Source organism: Psittacicella hinzii, assembly GCF_003585935.1.
Lineage (GTDB): Bacteria > Pseudomonadota > Gammaproteobacteria > Enterobacterales > Psittacicellaceae > Psittacicella > Psittacicella hinzii.
This window is the reverse complement of record NZ_NRJG01000045.1, coordinates 1-18,750: the sequence shown is the minus strand read 5'-3', so window position 1 is coordinate 18,750 and position 18,750 is coordinate 1. Positions and strand designations below refer to the sequence as shown.

The window sequence follows — 18,750 nt, the reverse complement described above, 5'->3', positions numbered from 1 at the left end:
TTTTCTTATTGATTTAAATACATTTGTAAACTTCGATTTTTTTAATTTTACGTAAGCTTTTTCTAATTTTTACTTGCTTGCTCCACTTGGTCAGGCGACAAATCTTTGATATATTCTTGGATAAATTGTGGATGAGCTTGATAAATCTTACGAGCAAACTCTAGCTGTTTTTTCTCGGTAGCACAAAGTTTTCTTCTAATTTTTGTCCATAATGATTTAAAACGAATCATATTCGGATTTAATATTAGCGAAGAAGTCTTCCAAGGCTTAAGCTTACGCATTAGTTGGACTTTATCATGACCGGCATTGAGTAATTCACGATCATCAAGATCAACTAAACATGGAGTGTAATTATAAACTTGGTAGAACTCGTGCATCATTTGCACATAAAACTCTACAGGCTTACTTATCAGCGTTTCTACACTGTGCTCTTGATAGAAGTTGTATAAATCTAGCCATTCTTGCATTGGATGGCACCATTGTTTACGTTCTTCTACAAAGTGCAGAATAATTGGATATAAAGTTGCCGGAGCATAATTATTTTCTTTAGCTTTGGCATAAGCTTTATCCCAAGCGAAAAAGTTAAGATAAAAACGTTGCGTTGTTAAAAACTTCATACTGTAGTTGTAAGCTACTGAGATTAAGTTTTTATCTTCTTTATGTACAATATTTAAGAAGTCTTGATCTTCGTGTACCAGATTGGATGTATAGACTTGTCCAATACTAGCAGTCCAAATATCACTTTGTTCGATTAATGCACCACGAGCTCGTACACGATCTAAATCAACCAAGAACATGCCCGAATTTAAGTATTGGTTTTCATAACCAAACTTACATTCACGAACTTCTGGTACAAAGCGTTCACTGAAAAATTGGCGTTTATTGTATCTTTCTTGGAAATTACAAATATCAGCCACTGCGGCTAAAGAGGTATCTGCTAAATATTTTTCACTATTAATAAACAGATCTTCTAATGAACCTGCCACTATAACGTCAATATCCATATACAGCACTAATCCTTGATAAGGTAAAGCTGGCAGGATTATACGATAATTTTTTACACTTGCCGCACAAGTTGGATGCATGCCATATTCTGACATTAACTTTTCATCTACGTAGTGTAAATTAATTTTAATGTTTTCGTATTGACTGAACTGGCTAAGGAAAGCAACTACTTGCGGGTCGCCTAAATTCTGAATATTATGAATAATAATTACTTTTAAAGGATTACGATTAAAAGCAATTATATTTTTTAAGAGAGTAGCTAATTTAGGTAAAAAAGCTAAATTTGTTCCGAATGCTAACTGCATTGGTTCACTACTAGTACATGCTGCTACTTGAGACATGAAAAATCCTAATCCCTCATTAATAATGAGTATTCTAATCTAGAAAATGACTACTTATTTAAAAATACTTATCTTAACTAAATAGTGCGTCTATTATAGCATGAACCGCATTTTCTCTTAGACTCCTAGAGCTTAGTTAAGCGTTTGCAAAAGGGGTAAAACTCATTTTGAGCTTTACCCCTTTTCCTTAGATAATTTTTGCTAGTTTTTGCTAGTTTATTTGTTGAACTGTAGATTATGCTTGTAGATCAGCCTTTATGCTATATCACTTTTACATACCTTGTAAGCCAACAAAGAACCCCGCAATTGCTGCTGATGTTAAATTTGCTAAACTCGAAGCAATTACCGCATGCATACCAAAACGCGCTAGTTCCGCTTTACGTGATGGAGCTAGGTAGCCAATACTACCTAAGTATACGGCAATCGAACCGATATTAGCATAACCACACAGACCAAAACTCACCATTACGCCAGTTTTGTAGTCAATGTGACTAAAGCTTTCAAACGTACCGTTGGCAGTATGAATAAACTTACTGAACTCAAAGAAACCTACAAACTCATTAGTAATGGTTTTTAAGCCGATTAATTGAGCCGCAAATTCAGTATCGTGCCATGGCACACCAATTAAGAACATTAAGTATTTAAGGACTTTACTTAACATCCATTGTAAGCTTAGATTATCTAAACCAACAAAACTCCCCATCCAACCTAAAATTGCATTTAATAAGGCAATTAAAGACAGGAAAGCTAAAAGCATTGCACCGACATTTAAAGAAATAAACATCCCATCTGCCGAACCATTTGAAGCGGCTTCAAGAATATTTGATGGACGGTCGTATGCTACTTTTACTTTACCAAACTTAGCAGACTCTTCAGTTTCTGGGATGAGTAGTTTAGCGTATAAAATTGCTCCAGGTGCAGCCATACACGAAGCTGCAACGATAAATGAAGCCGGAACACCCATGCCCACATAACCAGCCACTACTTCACCAGAAATAGTCGCCATAGCAGCAGTCATTACTACAAAGAGCTCTGAGTTCGTCATCTTAAATAAATAAGGACGTACGGTTAATTCTGGATTACCGATAAAAATCGCTGAAGCTGTAGCTAAAGATTCAGTTTGCGTTGTACCAAGGATTAGACGTAAGAAGCCACCAATTCCACGAATTAGCAAGCCCATTACGCCAATGTAATAAAGTACGGCAATTAAGGCTGATAAGTAAATAATCGATGGAAATACCCCAAAGAGAAATACATAACCAAACTTCTCTTCGTTAATTAGACTACCAAAAAGAAAACTTGATCCCTCATTAACGTACGATAGCATGGTCACAAAACCCTCGGATACAGCTTCGAGGATTTTTTGTCCTAAAGGAACATATAAAACAAAGCCACCAAAAACAATTTGGATTAATAATGCTAGCAATACAGTGCGCCAGCGGATTGCTCGTCTATTTTTAGAAAGGAGAAAGCCTATACCAACGAGTACGACAATCCCCACTAAATTCATGTAGGGAAACACTCTTATATCCTTACTCTTAAACTCTTAATTTGAGAAAAATTTTTCTATCTCTTTATACTAGGTCTAACTATTATGTAATAACTAGCAAAATCTAAGTAGGTCTTAATTTTATCTTTACTTGCTTAGCTAGTTTTTTGTTTGCATTTACTATTAACTATGCGATATTTCACTAACTTTGCTTACTTATTTAATCTAGTGAACATGGGGAGTATGTAAAGTAAACATTACTTGCGTTATTTACGAGTTTTAGGCTTAATTTAACGCAAAATAATCTCTTACCATAATAGATATAATCTTTCCCTCATTATACAACTTTAAAGAAAAAAGTCAGCCTTTAGGCAAGGATTTTCGGCGTATTTGTGACATAAATCACAGTTTTTAAAAGGCATAACTCTGAACTCCTTAAATATCAAAGGATTTCATAAATCACTCGAGCACAAATCGACAAACTTCGAATAAAATCTCCAGACATAGGAAAAGACCCAAGGTTAAACCTTGAGTCTTTATAAAATTGGTATTGCTAATTAGTGGATACCACCACCTAATGCAAAGAAGAAACCAGCAATAGTTGCTGACATTAGGTTAGATAAACAACCACCGATCACTGCGTACACACCTAAACGTGCAACATCAGCACGACGACCTGGAGCCATAACACCTAGACCACCGATTAGAATCGCAATTGATGATAAGTTAGCAAATCCACATAATGCAAACGAAAGAATTGTACCTGTAATAGGTTGGATACCTTGCCAGCTAGCAAAAGTACCATCAGCATTTTTCACGATGTATTTCGCTAAGTCTAAGTAACCTACGAATTCGTTAGTTACCACTTTAATACCGATCATACCACCTGCTACAGAAGCATCTTGCCATGGTACACCGATTAAGAATGCTAAGTAACGGAATGGGATAGATAAGATCCAAGTTAAGCTTAATTGATCGAAGTTGAATAAACCACCGAACCAGCTTAAGATACCGTTAATTAAACCGATGATTGATAAGAATGCTAATAGCATTGCTGCTACGTTTAATACTAAGAACATACCATCAGAAGCACCACGTGCTGCAGCTTCTAATACGTTAGCTGGAGCGTCTTCATCAGCTTTAGCGTCTTTAGTAAAAGTAACAGATTTTGCTGTTTCAGGAATTAATAGTTTTGCGAATAATAAACCACCTGGAGCTGACATGAATGACGCTGCGATTAAGTAAGGAGCAGGAACACCCATACCAATATAACCAGCTAGAACCGAACCTGCAACAGAAGCTAAACCACCCACCATGATCGCGAATAGTTCAGATTCAGTCATTTTCGCAATGTAAGGTTTAACAGTTAATGGAGCTTCTGTTTGACCTACGAAAATGTTAGCAGCTGCTGATAATGATTCTGTTTCAGAAGTACCTAGTAAGAGGCGTAAGAAACCACCGATACCACGGATGATCCATTTCATTACACCAATGTAGTATAAAATTGAAATTAATGAAGCTAAGTAGATAATTACTGGTAGTGAAGCGAAAGCAAACACAAAGCCCATTTTTTCAGGATCAGTTAAAGTGAAACCTAAAAGGAATGTTGTACCTTCACGTACATAACCTAGTAATTTAACAAAACCTTCTGAAACCGCAAAAAGAATTTCTTGACCTACTGGTACGTATAAAACGAAACCACCAAAGAAAAATTGAATTAATAACGCTACTAGTACGGTGCGATAATTAATTTGCTTTTTGTGCTTTGAAAGTAAAAAACCAATTGCTAGTAGGACAACAATCCCTACTAAACTCATAATCAAGCTCATAATTACCCTATCTAAATAAATTACCTAAAACATAGATAGCTTGAGCTTAGGTTACAAGATAAACCTTAAACAAAAATGTTAAACACCTTTACTTAATAATTACCCCAAATATAACCTAGTAATCAAGATACCTTGCTTTAGTTAAAGCTAATTGTAGTTAGATTACAAAACTGTACCTTTTATGTTCTCTTTGTCTCAGCAGTTCAAGACTCCTAATGTAAAAAGGACAGTACATAGATCACCTAAGTAAATTTAGATTGCATAGAACCTTAGGTAAAAAGCTATCAACTCTCTAGTCTATAGATAACTCTATAAATACTAGGTCTTAGGTTTTTAACTAAAAGCTTATGCACTTACATAGTGCCACTTGGGGAAGCATAAAACTCTTTGCTGGACGCATATGGTAATCATAGATAAACTATTGCTTCAGCCAACTAATTAAATATAGTTGCCTAAAGATTAACCGTTATGGTCAATTAAAGCCGGTTTAAAATCGCTTTTAAAATTGCTTTAAATGTCTTAGTGACAAGGTCTAGTAACAGTTTAGATAGTTTACCTATAGCTAAAATATGTATAACAAAAAAGAATGCTAACTTGTGAGCTAAGTAGTAAATTTACCTATTTAATCCATGTCAGTAAGTTTTATGCTCTAAGGTTAAAAAGATTTGCCCCTATTATACAACCTAAAATTTTTTAATTGCTAAAAAAGTGAGACTTATAGCATAAATTTTCTAAGTGCGACCAGTAGACAAATGATTATTAAGAGCAAATTTTAGTTATTACTCTTAGCAGTCTTTTTAACCAATATTTAACGTAAAATTCATCACTTAATTTTATATAAGTTTAAAACCTTACGTTTAAACCCTTGAAAAAAAGATCGAATATATCTAATAGTCTAAGATTACAAATAGCGAAGAGTAACTAAGACGTTAAATTGAGACAAAGCCATCTCTTCGCTCTTTGAAGATTGTTAAATCGCTAAAACTTAGCTACTTATACTTATTTACCAGCGATTAAAGTTTTTAATGCTGCTAAAGCTACAGTAATGCCGTTATTTTCAACTTTTTTCGCCATTACTTCATCTGGGATTTCAGCTTTAGTACGATTTACAATAACTCCGGCTACCATACCCGCACGTAAACCTAAAGAAGCAGCTTGGGTAAATAGAGTAGCACCTTCCATTTCAAAGTTTAATACATGCAGTTGTTGCCAAAGTTTAATTTTACCTTGCATATGTAAAGGTACATCTTTTCTGAATGTATCGTAACGCTCTTGACCTGGATAGAAAGTATCAGATGAAGCTGATACACCTACGTGGTGAGTTAAGTTAGCTTCTTTTGCACCAGTCACTAATGCATTTAATACATCATAGCTCGCAACTGCAGGATACTCTAATGGAGCAAAGTGACGTGAAGCACCATCTAAACGCACACAACCAGTTGAAATAATTACATCACCGATTTCAATGTTTTCTTGAATTGCGCCAGTAGTACCAATACGAATAAAAGTATCAATGCCTAATTGTGCTAATTCTTCTACAGCAATAGAAGTAGATGGACCACCAATACCAGTTGAACATACAACGATCGGTGTACCCTCGATATATGCTAAATATGAAGTGTATTCACGGTTACTTGCTAGAGGTTTTGGGTTATCCATGTATGATGCGATTTTACTTACACGACCTGGATCACCAGGAATTAGAGCAATTTTTGCTCCTTCTAACACTTCTTTATTTAATCCTAAGTGGAAAACTGTAGATTCGATTTTAGACATCTTTTACCTCTATGAGAAAAGTATAAATCTGAATTTGCTTGCGTTTATTTGCAAGAGTATGCTTACGATTAAGCGATATTTAATTAGCCCTATTATAACCAAGAGAAACAAAGAAAACTTAAGGATTTTACGGTTTTGTGATCCATTACCAACATTTATTTCAAAAATCTGATCGTTTAGAACAAATTCATCTATATTTACCTATATTTCGCTTTACCTTTAGCAGCAAAACGAAAAAATCCCAAACTCTAAAGCTTGGGAATTGTTGTTAAAAATTTTAGCAGTACCTTGGATATCTTACGTATGCGTAATTACCACATGCACCCATGATAAAACAGTGATACACCAAAGTAAGAAGAGCTGGAAAACGAAAAAGAAAGTTTTACTTTTCTTTGCACGCCATAATCTCGGCAATTAATTCTTCTTTTTGCTGTTTTTCTTTAAGTTTTACAGAAGTTTTACCTTGCGCTTTTTCATAAGCAGCTATTTGCGCTTCATATTCTGCTTGCGCTTGTTCTTGCTGCTGGTGTTTAATTTGTTGAGGATGATATTGGTTATAAACCGCAATTAAATGTTTTAAATCTAAGTGTGTATAAATTTGTGTAGTAACTAAATTTTTATGTCCGAGCATTTCTTGTACTGCCCGTAAATTAGCACTGCTTTCTAAAAATTGACTGGCAAAACTATGGCGTAGTTTATGCGGAGAAAGTTTACGATTTATCCCAGCTGCTGTTACGCGTTTATCTAAACGATATTGAATAGCTCGAGCCGTAATACGTTTTAAATGCGTAGATAAAAACATGGCATGCAACGAATGAGCTTTTTGTTTAAGCTTAGCTTTTACTTGTTCAGCTAGCTGCAATTCGTATCCAGTTTGGGTAAGTAAACTTTGCCCCTGTCGCTGTAAAGAAGCTACACTAGCATCTTGTTGCTTATCTAAATCAGCCTCTAAATCATCATTATGCAGCTTATGCATAGCTTGTTCATTAGAAGAAACATTCTTACTAATTGCCGTTTTTTGTAAACTTTTTAACTGCTGAAGCGACATAATTCCGCTAGCTTGCATTAAATCATCTAGCTCTGTCGTTTCTGTTTTATTAACCTCTGAAAGCAAATCTTCCGAACTGTGTTCTTCTTGAGCTATGGCTTGTCGTAACAAAGCACTGGCTGATACTGTTGCCTTAGCTTTACTTTTTACACTAGATGAGGCTTTACTATTTATATAAGCATTAGCTTGCGCTAGAATTTGCTTTGCATATTGATAAACTTGCCCTACATTATTAATATCCACTTGCGCATTTAATTCAGAAACTATACCAATTTCTGCTAATTCAACTTCATTGGCTTTAGCAATAATCTCTCGTTCACGTAAGATTAGATACAAAGCGATTAATTGCTTTAATCCTACTGATAAAGGTAAAGTACGATATACATTACCCTTACCTAAAATAGTAATCTCATCTTTAACAAAATCTAAATCTTGTAAATTAAGATTACATACTTCAGATAAACGTACTCCGGTATTAAACATCATTTCAAACACTACTTGATCTCGTAGCTCTAAGAAATTGTTAATTGCTACTTTATCAAGGATTTGCTGCATTTCGCGCTTATCGATAACCGTTGGCAAGTCTTTAACAGTTTTAAGGTTTTTTACTAATTTAGGATAGTTATAACTTACCTTATCCTCTTGTAATAACCACTGAAAAAAACTACGTAAACTTGAAAGTAACTGATTACGCGAACTCGCACTTTTACCAGGATGATACTCAGCTGAAATTGCTTGTTGAATAATCTTACTCTGACAATCTTCCCAACTAAAAGTTGAGAGCTTGTGCCACGGCACTGCATAACTTACTTCAAAGTTCTCTATACTTGAATTCAAATCACTCGTCATAAGGGTAGCTTTAGCCTGTGTACTAGAGCTTGTTATTTTAGCCTTACCTTTACTTAAAGTGCTTTTACGCTTACCAAGAATATCAGATAGATCTAATAAGCCTGTGGTTTCTTGCGGTTTTTGTTGTCCAGCAAGTACTTGATTTATAGCACCTAAAGCTTGGTATAAATTATTACGATAAGCTAATAAAGTATTGTTGCTATAGGCTTTTTCAATTTGAATATATTGCAAAAAATCACTTACGTCTACTTGTACAAAAGGAGGAAAATATTGCAATACTTGCGAAAGATCTAGTTTTTTACTGCTCATATGCTTAATCCTCTTTTCACACAATATAAAAGAGTTAAGAGTTACTACATTCCAATTAATCTAATTAAAATCTAAACCTAGATTTAATTTTAAGACCTATATTGTAACAAATTCTCCTAACGCATACTATCCATCTATTCTCTTCTGTATAATTCTTACCTATGTCTCTACATTTATGCCTCTCGGCAAGTTTGTGCCAATTTTGGTATAATAAGCAGTCAAAGCATAAAGCACAACGACAAAATCCCTTGTCTTTCGTTGCTTTTTCTTACAGATTTCTCTTTAAAACTTACAAAATTTAGTTACAACTTCAACACAAGATAACTCCCTAACTCTTGTTTCCTTGTAAGTTTTGCTACAACTATTTCTTTAGGTAGGTTGTATATCTCTTTTACCTAAAGATAAGTGTAATTATTATCATCTTACCTCATTTGAGGATCATCTAAATTTATCTCATGTTTGGTATTTTTAAAAAACAAAAAATAAAACTACGTGATTTTTTAGATAATACATCTCCTACTAATCCTAACCCAATACTTAATTGTGATAACGGTAAAGCTTTCCGTTTGTATTGGCGTTATGTTATCCCTTTCCAATGGGCGCTATTTTTAGGGATTATTATTACCTTTGCAGGGTCAGGCATTGATGCCTTCTTAATCTCACGTATTAAAACCATTGTTGACAATGGTTCAGGAATTCTTGATAGTCAAACGCTACTTGGCTTTGCTTATATTCTGATTAGCTTAATGACCTTACGGGCTATTTTCCAGTTTTGCTCACAATATCTCTTTAACTGGGCGCAAGCTAAATTAAACGTTAGCTTACTGGAAAAGCTTTTCAAGCACATTTCACGTATGCCTCAAGCTTTCTTCGATATTCATGGTAGTGGAAAAATCATTTCTAAAATCCAATACGAAGTAACCTTGATGTTAGGGGCTACTGGTTCATCATTATTAACTATCTCACGTGATGGCTCGACTATTATTTCCTTTTTAGTGGTAATGTTTTACACTAACTGGGTGCTCTCGAGCGTAATCTTTTTACTCTTACCAGTTATTTATTTAGTCCTAAAAGTTGTTTCTAAATCCATTAAGCGTTTAACTCAAGGTCAACTTGATGCTAACTCATCACAAGCACAACTACTCAATGAGATGGTAAAAGGTCACCAAGTAGTTAATCTTTACAATGCACAAGATTTTGAACATAATCGCTTCTATCAAGTATTAGAAAGTATTCGTCTTAAAAGCGAAAAAGGGGTACTAGTTAGTAACTTAGGACATAGTATTGTGCAATTAATTGCTTCATTACTTTTAGTGGCAATTATTATCTTAGCTGCCTATGCTACAGAATTAAACTTACCACCTATTACTCCAGGTGACTTTATCGTTATTTTCTCGGCTATGTTCGGTTTATTAAAACCAGTACGTAACCTAACCAATATCTATAACGCTTATATTGCCTCACTTACAGCTGCTAAATCTGTACTGGGGATTTTAGCCTTAGATACTGAAACTGATAACGGTAAACTAACAGCACAACAAGTTAATTTTAGCGGTAGTATCTCTTACGAAAATGTTACCTTTGCGTACCCAACTCGTGCAGATGAACCTATATTAAAAAACTTTAATTTAGAAATTCCTGCAGGAAAAACCATTGCCTTTGTTGGTAAATCAGGTGGTGGTAAATCAACGATTGTAAGCTTACTCTCACGTACTTACGATTTAGAGAAAGGAGCAATTAAAATCGACGGTAACGATATTCGTGACATTACCCTTTTCGATTTACGTAACAATATTGCTGTAGTTTCACAAAACGTACACTTATTCGACGATACCATCTACAATAATATCGTTTATTGTGATGGTGATAAATATACCGCTGAACAAGTACAAAAAGCTGCAGACTTAGCATACGTTACTAACTTTGCTCAAGAGTTTCCGAATGGTTTACATACACGCATCGGTACGGACGGTACCCGTTTATCAGGCGGACAAAGACAACGTATTGCTATTGCGCGAGCTTTATTACGTGATAAGCCAATTATTATTCTTGACGAAGCTACTTCCGCGCTCGATAATGAATCTGAATACTTTATTCAAAAATCGTTAGAAGAGTTACAAAAAGGACGTACAGTTCTTACCATTGCTCACCGTCTTTCAACTATAGAAAACGCAGATCAAATTTGTGTAGTTATTGACGGAGAAATTGTTGAGCAAGGAACACATCAAAAGTTAGTACAAAATACTAACGGAGAATACTACAAACTGTACACCCGTGATTTTAGTAAGAAATCTTAAATAAACTATTAAAATAATTTAAAACCAGAGATAAATTGTCTCTGGTTTTTTCTTAAATGAGATTTCTCAACCCTTAGGTTTTCCACGAAAATCCATATACTTGTAGTATATAATAGAGGTTAATACATTTAAGAACTAATGACTATTTCTTAGATATATCCCAGTTTTCTATAATTTGTGCTAGAAAAAATATTCCAGCAAAAGCTTTTTTGTATTAATTTCATGACAACTCTCAACTCACCTTATCAAGTGTTATTAACTGCAAATCTTGCATACTTTCCATATGTAAAAGCATTTATTAAAAACTTTATTTCTTTTCATCGCAGTCCTGTAAGATTTATCGTTATTCATAACCATCCTGACCCTCAAGATCCCGCAATTCAAGATTTAGTACAAAGCTTCTCTTCTTTAGATTTTGTAGAAGTAAAACCACATTTTGGAGATCCTGAAATTCTACGACGTTGGAAACTTCCTGAAGAACATATTGCTAATCCACAAAATCTTCGTCTTTTACTTCCTACTCTACCTTATCATGGTCGAGTTGTATATTTTGACTTAGATATTATGTTCACTAGTCCAGTTGATGAATTATTTACAGATCCAGATCTATTACAGGGTAAGGGTTTAGCTGCAAGTGCTGATTTATGTATGTATCTTGAAATTTATCAACGCTACGGGTTTTTCGCTAAAATCGGAGAACCTGAAATCATGTTAGAGAAAAATTTCGGTGTAAACAATTATTACTTTAACTCTGGTTTCTTAGTAATTGACGTAGATAAATTACGTACAGGACCTAGTATTGATGACAATAAATGGGCACAACAAATATGGGATTGTTATCAATTCTACTTACCTTGCCCAGATCAAGACTTTTTAAATATAGTTCATAACGATGATAAAGTAATTCTTAATGTTAAGTACAACTATTGTGGCTTAATTCTTACAGATCAGCGTTTTTATCTTTACGATGCTAAATGGCAAAATAGCTATACTCAAGCCAAAGAACAAGGTAAAATCCCTGATTTCTTTCCTAAAGTTATCCACTTTTATAAAACTAATTATAAACAGTGGAATCATTTATGTCCTGAATGGCAAGAACTATATCAACATTTTGCTAACTTCGATTTAGCTCAGCTTACAACTACTTCTGTTGAAGATTTTATTACTTTAATGCACAATTTCTTCAAACAGTATCACTACGATATGGCGAGTGGAGATTATAGTCCAAATCACGATGTTCTTGGCATTAGTTTACAGTCTGTACGTAAGCAAGTAGCAAAAGCTAAATCTTGGCAAATCCCTCAAATTTTCTTAAACCCAAATCTTTATCGTATGGGAAGTTTAAGAAAATTCCGCCTAAAATATTTAGGTAATGAGCGCCAAAGAGAAAAATTTGCTTTAAAATTAAGTCAAAAACTTCATGCGCCAATTAGCAAACTAAAATAATTTGTTTTTGTCTTAACTTAAATCACCTAGATACTTAGCTTGTTAATAGCTAATTAGGAATATCATTGCCTATGCAAAATAACACTCCTTATCAAGTATGTTTGATTGCTAATGAAGCATACTTTGCATATGCTACAACCTTAATGAAAAATTTTGTAGCATTCCATCGTCATCCTGTACGTTTTGTAATCTTACATAATGTAGAAGAAACAAACAAAGCTGCATTTGAAAGTGTAACCAAAGAGTTTATAGACTACAAACAAGTAGAGATTAACTTTCATTATATAGATGGACAAGACCTTGTCCATCTTGGCATGATGCCAAGCAACTCGCGTAAGCCAACCAATTTCCGACTGCTAATTCCACAGTTAGGATATACCGGACGTATGCTCTATTTAGACGTTGATATTATGGTTACTCAACCTATTAATGAGCTCTTTACAGACCCTAATATTCTTCAAGGCAATGCAGTTGGTGGTGTAGTGGATATTATTACGTTTAAAGAAAAGTACAGTGACTATAATTATTTCTCTCAAGAGAAATATCCAGAAGATTTTTATGCTGCACAATTTGGTAAAAATGGCAATTACTACATTAATGCCGGAGTACTCCTACTTGATTTAGATAAGCTCAAAGAACCTCAAGAAAATGGTTTGAATATTTGGCAAAACGGGATTAAAAAATACTTTACAGGAGAACTTCCTTGGTTAGATCAAACCTTTGTTAATTTAGTCCATGCTAAAGCCATAACTTATTTACCTGTTAAATATAACTATTTCTTAAATGTTCTTTATGAGCAAAGATATTATTCTCATGCTGACGGTTGGCATAAAAGTAAAAATCTCAAAGTAGGTAAACAAAACGGTTTACTCAAAGCTCCATATTACCCTAGTATTGTTCACTGTTTATCACAAGATCATCGTAAACAATGGAATTATCCTGATAAAGAAATTAAAGAATTATTTACTTACTGGAAGAATACTCCATTAAGTACTTTAGTTTCCCGTGATGTACAGTATTACACTAATATGATGCATAATTTCTGGCACCAATATAACTTTGCAACAAGTTTATTGGACTATGTGGACATGCCTAACAATTATGAAAAAGTAGAATTAGAACAAGTAACTAAAGCTCTAGAAACGCAAAAACCATGGACTTATAATCCTTTATTTATAAATCCATATATGTACCCACCACAAGGGAAACGAGCAGAGATAGTTCTACAAAACTTTGTACACCCACGTAAAAAGTGGCGTTATAGTCGCTTAAACTACTACTTCCATCATAAAAAACTCGATAAATTAGCAAATAAAAAATAATTTTATTAGTGATCTAGCTCATGGATATCCACTTCCATGAGCTATTATATTAGGATAAAAATCAAGTATTTATAATCGAGATTTGTTATAATATGCCTCTGAATTCTTTGTCTAAAGCGTGGCAAAGATAATCCCCATTAACTATCTTTGGTAAACTCAAATGAGTCAAAAAGTAAACCTCTTAAACTTTGACGCGCAAATGCTGCAAGAGTACCTGAAATCGCAAGGTCATAAACCATTTCGCGCTCAACAATTAATGAAATGGATCTATCAACAAAGCGTTGATGACTTCTATTTAATGACCAATATCTCTAAAGATATGCGTCAGTTTTTAACAGAGAACTGTGAAATTAAAGCTCCACCTATTTCAGAAGAGCACATTTCAACTGACGGCACCATTAAATGGGCAATGCAAGTAGGTCCAGATCAACAAATTGAAACCGTATTTATTCCTGAAACCGATCGTGGTACTTTATGTGTATCATCGCAAGTTGGTTGTGCTTTAGAATGTACTTTCTGTTCAACCGGAGCACAAGGTTTTAATAAAAACCTAAACGTGTCAGAAATTATCGGTCAAGTATGGCGCGCTAACAAGCGTATTAAAGAAATTGGTGGCTACGGTGATCGCCCTATTACCAATGTGGTTATGATGGGTATGGGTGAGCCTTTACTCAACGTAAACAACGTGCTACCTGCTTTACGCATTATGCTTGACGATCTAGCTTATGGTCTGTCAAAACGTCGCGTAACTATTTCTACTTCAGGTGTAGTTCCAGCTTTAGAAATTATTACCGGTAAAATCGACGTTGCTTTAGCTATTTCTTTACATGCTCCAAACGATGAACTACGTAATGAAATTGTTCCTATTAACAAAAAATACAACATTGCTACTTTCTTAGCAGCTGTACGTCGCTTTATTGAAAGCGCTCCTGCTAACCGTGGGAGAGTTACTGTTGAGTACGTAATGTTAGATCATGTTAATGACTCTATGGAACAAGCTCATGAACTCGCTCGCACTTTAAAAGGAACTCCATGTAAAATTAACTTAATTCCATGGAATCCGTTCCCAGGTGCTCCATACGGACGTTCTTCGAACTCGCGTATCGATCGTTTCCAAAAAATTCTAGCTGAAGAATACAATATTGTAGCTACAGTGCGTAAAACTCGTGGTGATGATATTGATGCAGCTTGTGGTCAATTAGCTGGTGAAGTTATTGACCGTACTAAACGTACCGCAGCTAAACGTCAATTAGGTGTAGACGCTAAAAACGAAATTAATATTCGTAATTTAAGTTAATACATATGATTTAAGGCTAGGTTTTTAACCTTGCCTTAAATCGTTTATGCATATTTAGAACCGAATACAATACCGTAAAAATATTTTCCATCTTTAAAACTTATACCAATGCTTCCATAACGTTTTTGAGCATAAGGAGCTAAGTGGACAGATATATGTCTTATACCACGAATTTTTATCGCTATAGGAGGAAGCAGAGAAGTGGCAAAAGTTTGTAAAGGTGTGCGCCAGATAATTTTACGTAAATTACGTAAACATTGTTTTGGCTTAGTAAAGACGTCTTTCCAAGTGTAGGTAGTTACATTAAAACGAACTTCATAACTTTGGTCTAATCCTTTTTCAATTTTTGCGAAAGTTTTAATATCTTTTATGGTTGGATTATTAATAAAAGTAAGAAAATGACCGAATGTACATAAAAAGTTCATTTTTACTTGGTAATTACCAAAGCGTTCTAGTATATTTTGTGCGTAATCTTGTTGTCCTGTATGAATCAGTTCATTATGATCCGCAAAGAATACTTCACGTTGCATTGCTTTACTTCTATCTTCAAAAGTAATCACTGGCTGCTTGTCTTGTTTAAATGATACTTCTGTAGCAGTTAGACTTGGAGCTGAACAGGTATACTCAAACACGTCCCAATTCGGTCCATAGATATTATTCATATCTAAAAACTTAGTAGGGTCTACACTTTCACGAGCATAGTTAAGATGTGGCATGATAAAATTCTTACGCTCGTAAATATTGGCATAGTAAAGCCCTAATACCTTAACCTGATCTCCAACTAAATTTTCAACAACTTTTTGCGCTTTATATACTCCTGCAGTAATATCAACCACTCCTACTAGTTCATCTTCTTGAAGTTCAAGATTTTGCGTGATATAGCTGCGGTATTTTTGTTTGTAATCATCCAAATAACTTCTAATTTGTTCTTTATGTTTAGTAAATAAAGCGTTAGCTTTTGTTAAGTCATTGTTTACATTACTTAGATCAGCCTTTAGTTCGCTAGTAATTGGATATTGCTCCAATAAACTAAAGAGCATTTTAGCATGTTGTAAGTCATCAAATTACTCCTGATCCGACATTAAGAAACGATGGTAAATAGATCTTGGAATGTAAATGTAGTCGTTTTGTAAAACTTTACCGCGTAGTTTACCAATAGACTCTATTATAGGACGGAAAGTGTAACAATCTCGTGCAATTAGGAAAAGTTTTTCTATGCCTAAACTAGTTGCATAAGTATACACCCATTCACTAAAGCCATAAGCCACAGCTCCACCTACAAAGTACCCATAGTTGTACCAATAATCACGCTGTATACCGTTAAAACGATCTCTATTCCATTTTTCAGCAAGTAAAGCGATACTTATACTTACCCCTAGATTACCAGCTTCATTAGAAAAAAGTTTTTGGTATTGTAGATGAGTTTGTAAAAACTCATCTACAACCCTAGGGTTGTAGACATTTTTAATGCCAAGCTTCGATGACTCTTCGATATCCGCTTGCTTGTTATCTCCAAAATGCAGTTGTTGCTCTGGATTAATTGCTAACTCTTTTAAGACGAGTTTATATAATTCTCCTGTACCTTTCATTACGCCATAAGTAGAAGAAACATAAAGCTTTTCATAGTTAGCATAACCATTTTTAGCTAAAGCTTGTTCTAAAACTTCATGAGGTAAATACATATCTGAAATAACAACGATTCTTTTACCTTGAGCCACACAATAATCCCAAACAGCTTTATATTCAGGATTTGCGCGTAAAACTTGTAATTCTAAAGCTATTTCTTTCTCCATCATATATTGGTATTGTGGATGAATGTAGCTATAGATCTCTGCAAGGGTCACTTCTCGTTTAAACTTTTTACGTGCAAATGATTCAGCAGAAAGACGAAGATAAAGAAAGTTGGTATTTATGCCTAACAATTGATCTTCTAACATTTCAAGATGTGAGAACAAATGATCTGGATAGACATATGGTCGGATTAAAAGGGTATCAAAGATGTCAAAAGAAACCACCTCAGCGGCATCAATTGCAGACTTACTTCTATCTAATAATGTCATAAATTGTATATTAAATTGAAAACTATTAGTGCATATATCCAGGAATATTTATATGCAAAAGGAAAAAAGGACGAGTCAGATTTTCGTTTAATTTTTCTATGAGACTATTTGTACTAATTAACCTTATATATTAAGGCTTAGTATTCTATAACAAAGAGACAACTTGCAACGACAAAATAAGTCACAAGTTGTATCAATGTTAATAATTTTTAATCTTTAAAAATTGTGTAAAAGATCTTAATCAATACTATATAAGTAGCGATCTTAACTTTCTATTTGTATTTAGAACCAAAAACTATACCGTAAAAGAACTTATTTCTAATCTTTAATCCAATATATCCATAACGTTTTTGTGCAAATGGACAAATATGCAACGCGATATGCTTAATCCCTCTAATTTTTAAAGCTATAGGAGGTAATAAAGCAGCTGCATATTTTTGTAATGGAGTACGCCAAGCAATTTTACGCAAATTCCTTAAACATCTTTTAGGATGTTTGAGAACATCACGCCATGAGTACACGGTGAGAGAAATACATTGTGTTGCGGTTTGCTCTAAACCACATTCAATTTTAGAAAACTCTTTTATATCTTCAGCAGTTGGATTCTTAAGGAAAGTTACAAAGTTGTTAAAGGTACAACTAAAGTCCATAGTTACTCTATAGGCTCCAAAACGCTCAAGTACGTCTTGAGCAAAATCTTGTTGCCCCTCATAAATTAACGGACAATGCTCAGCAAAGAACACTTCTCGTTGTAGTACTTCATCCTTATGAGCAAAAGTAACTTGAGCCTTATTATGTTGATCAAAAGTAACTTCAGTAGCTGTTAGATGGGGTGCTGAACAAGTATGTTCAAACATATCCCAATTTGGTCCCATTACATTACGCTTATCCAAGAATTTCGTACGATCTAGTCCCTCACGAGCATAATTTAAATGAGGCATTATTGAAAATTCTAATAAGTAGATATTAGCGTAATAAAAACCAAGTACATTCACCTGTTGACCTAATAGACGCTTAATAACTTTTTGAGCCTTATAAGTACCGGCTGTTACATCAACCACCCCAACTTTTTCTTGGCTTATAGGTTGTAATTTTTCAGTAATGTAAGAGCGATATTTATCAGCGTAGTTATTTATGATTTCTCTAATCTCTTGCTTATAACCAGCGAATACCTTATTAGCCAAAGTTAAATCATTTTTAGCTTTAGTTATCGCCGTATTTAATTCATCACTTAATGCATATTGTGATAATAAGTTAAAAGTCATCTGCGCTTGTTTTAGATCTGTAAACTCATCTTGTTCTAACATTGCAAAACGATAGTAAATTGATCTTGGGATATACACGTAGTCATCTAATAAAACCTTACCACGTAATTCTCCGATTTTTGCAATGATTGGACGAAAGGTGTAACAATCACGAGCGACTAAAAATAACTTTTCAATATTCAGTTTTATTGCATTGTGATAAACCCAATCGCTATAGCCATAAGCAATAGGACCACCTATACAGTAGCCATAGTTATACCAATAGTTTGGTTTGTTACCTAGAAAGCGATCTTTATTCCACTTTTCAGCAAGCAATGCTATAGCAATGCTTATGCCTAAATTCCCTAGTTCTGTAAGTAGAAGATTGTTATATTGTAGATGAGTTTGCAAAAACTCATCTACAACCCTAGGGTTGTA

12 protein-coding genes are annotated in these 18,750 nt (G+C 34.3%); 4 read left to right on the top strand and 8 right to left on the bottom strand.

Features of this window, described 5'->3' with window-relative positions; all coding sequences use genetic code 11:
• Window positions 1-62 precede the first annotated feature (62 nt).
• From CKF58_RS03065 to CKF58_RS03045, 5 genes are all read right to left on the bottom strand, one after another.
• Window positions 63-1,346 carry a glycosyltransferase gene (locus CKF58_RS03065; protein WP_119530845.1) on the bottom strand — a complete coding sequence of 428 codons (1,284 nt, stop codon included), beginning with the start codon at window positions 1,344-1,346 and terminating at the stop codon, window positions 63-65.
• Window positions 1,347-1,617: 271 nt separating this feature from the next.
• Window positions 1,618-2,856 (bottom strand): NupC/NupG family nucleoside CNT transporter, encoded by a 1,239-nt coding sequence (locus CKF58_RS03060; RefSeq protein ID WP_119530842.1) that lies wholly within the window; start codon window positions 2,854-2,856, stop codon window positions 1,618-1,620.
• Window positions 2,857-3,392: 536 nt separating this feature from the next.
• Window positions 3,393-4,664 (bottom strand): NupC/NupG family nucleoside CNT transporter, encoded by a 1,272-nt coding sequence (locus CKF58_RS03055; protein ID WP_119530839.1) that lies wholly within the window; start codon window positions 4,662-4,664, stop codon window positions 3,393-3,395.
• A 999-nt stretch (window positions 4,665-5,663) separates the two neighbouring features.
• Window positions 5,664-6,440 carry a uridine phosphorylase gene (udp, locus tag CKF58_RS03050; RefSeq protein WP_119530836.1) on the bottom strand — a complete coding sequence of 259 codons (777 nt, stop codon included), beginning with the start codon at window positions 6,438-6,440 and terminating at the stop codon, window positions 5,664-5,666.
• A gap of 382 nt (window positions 6,441-6,822) precedes the next feature.
• On the bottom strand, window positions 6,823-8,646 hold the full coding sequence (locus tag CKF58_RS03045; RefSeq protein WP_119530833.1) for a tyrosine-type recombinase/integrase: 1,824 nt from the start codon (window positions 8,644-8,646) through the stop codon (window positions 6,823-6,825).
• A 455-nt stretch (window positions 8,647-9,101) separates the two neighbouring features.
• Here CKF58_RS03045 and CKF58_RS03040 point away from each other — a divergent pair, with 455 nt between their 5' ends.
• From CKF58_RS03040 to rlmN, 4 genes are all read left to right on the top strand, one after another.
• A complete protein-coding gene (locus CKF58_RS03040) occupies window positions 9,102-10,943 on the top strand; it encodes an ABC transporter transmembrane domain-containing protein (RefSeq protein ID WP_119530830.1) in 1,842 nt (613 codons plus the stop codon).
• Between the two features lie 222 nt (window positions 10,944-11,165).
• A complete protein-coding gene (locus CKF58_RS03035; protein ID WP_119530827.1) occupies window positions 11,166-12,389 on the top strand; it encodes a glycosyltransferase family 8 protein in 1,224 nt (407 codons plus the stop codon).
• A 71-nt stretch (window positions 12,390-12,460) separates the two neighbouring features.
• The gene (locus CKF58_RS03030; RefSeq protein ID WP_119530824.1) at window positions 12,461-13,711 is read left to right on the top strand and encodes a glycosyltransferase; all 1,251 of its coding nucleotides are present in this window, start codon (window positions 12,461-12,463) and stop codon (window positions 13,709-13,711) included.
• 160 nt (window positions 13,712-13,871) lie between these two features.
• Window positions 13,872-15,008: a dual-specificity RNA methyltransferase RlmN gene (gene rlmN, locus CKF58_RS03025; RefSeq protein WP_119530821.1), complete on the top strand. Its 1,137-nt coding sequence runs from the start codon at window positions 13,872-13,874 to the stop codon at window positions 15,006-15,008.
• A 44-nt stretch (window positions 15,009-15,052) separates the two neighbouring features.
• Here rlmN and CKF58_RS03020 read toward each other — a convergent pair whose 3' ends face one another.
• The 3 genes from CKF58_RS03020 to CKF58_RS03010 all read right to left on the bottom strand — a co-directional run.
• Window positions 15,053-16,048 (bottom strand): hypothetical protein, encoded by a 996-nt coding sequence (locus tag CKF58_RS03020; RefSeq protein WP_119530818.1) that lies wholly within the window; start codon window positions 16,046-16,048, stop codon window positions 15,053-15,055.
• 24 nt (window positions 16,049-16,072) lie between these two features.
• The gene (locus CKF58_RS03015; RefSeq protein WP_119530815.1) at window positions 16,073-17,068 is read right to left on the bottom strand and encodes an HAD family hydrolase; all 996 of its coding nucleotides are present in this window, start codon (window positions 17,066-17,068) and stop codon (window positions 16,073-16,075) included.
• A 272-nt stretch (window positions 17,069-17,340) separates the two neighbouring features.
• Window positions 17,341-18,750: hypothetical protein (locus tag CKF58_RS03010; protein ID WP_222987676.1), on the bottom strand; the 1,410-nt coding region annotated here is incomplete at its 5' end.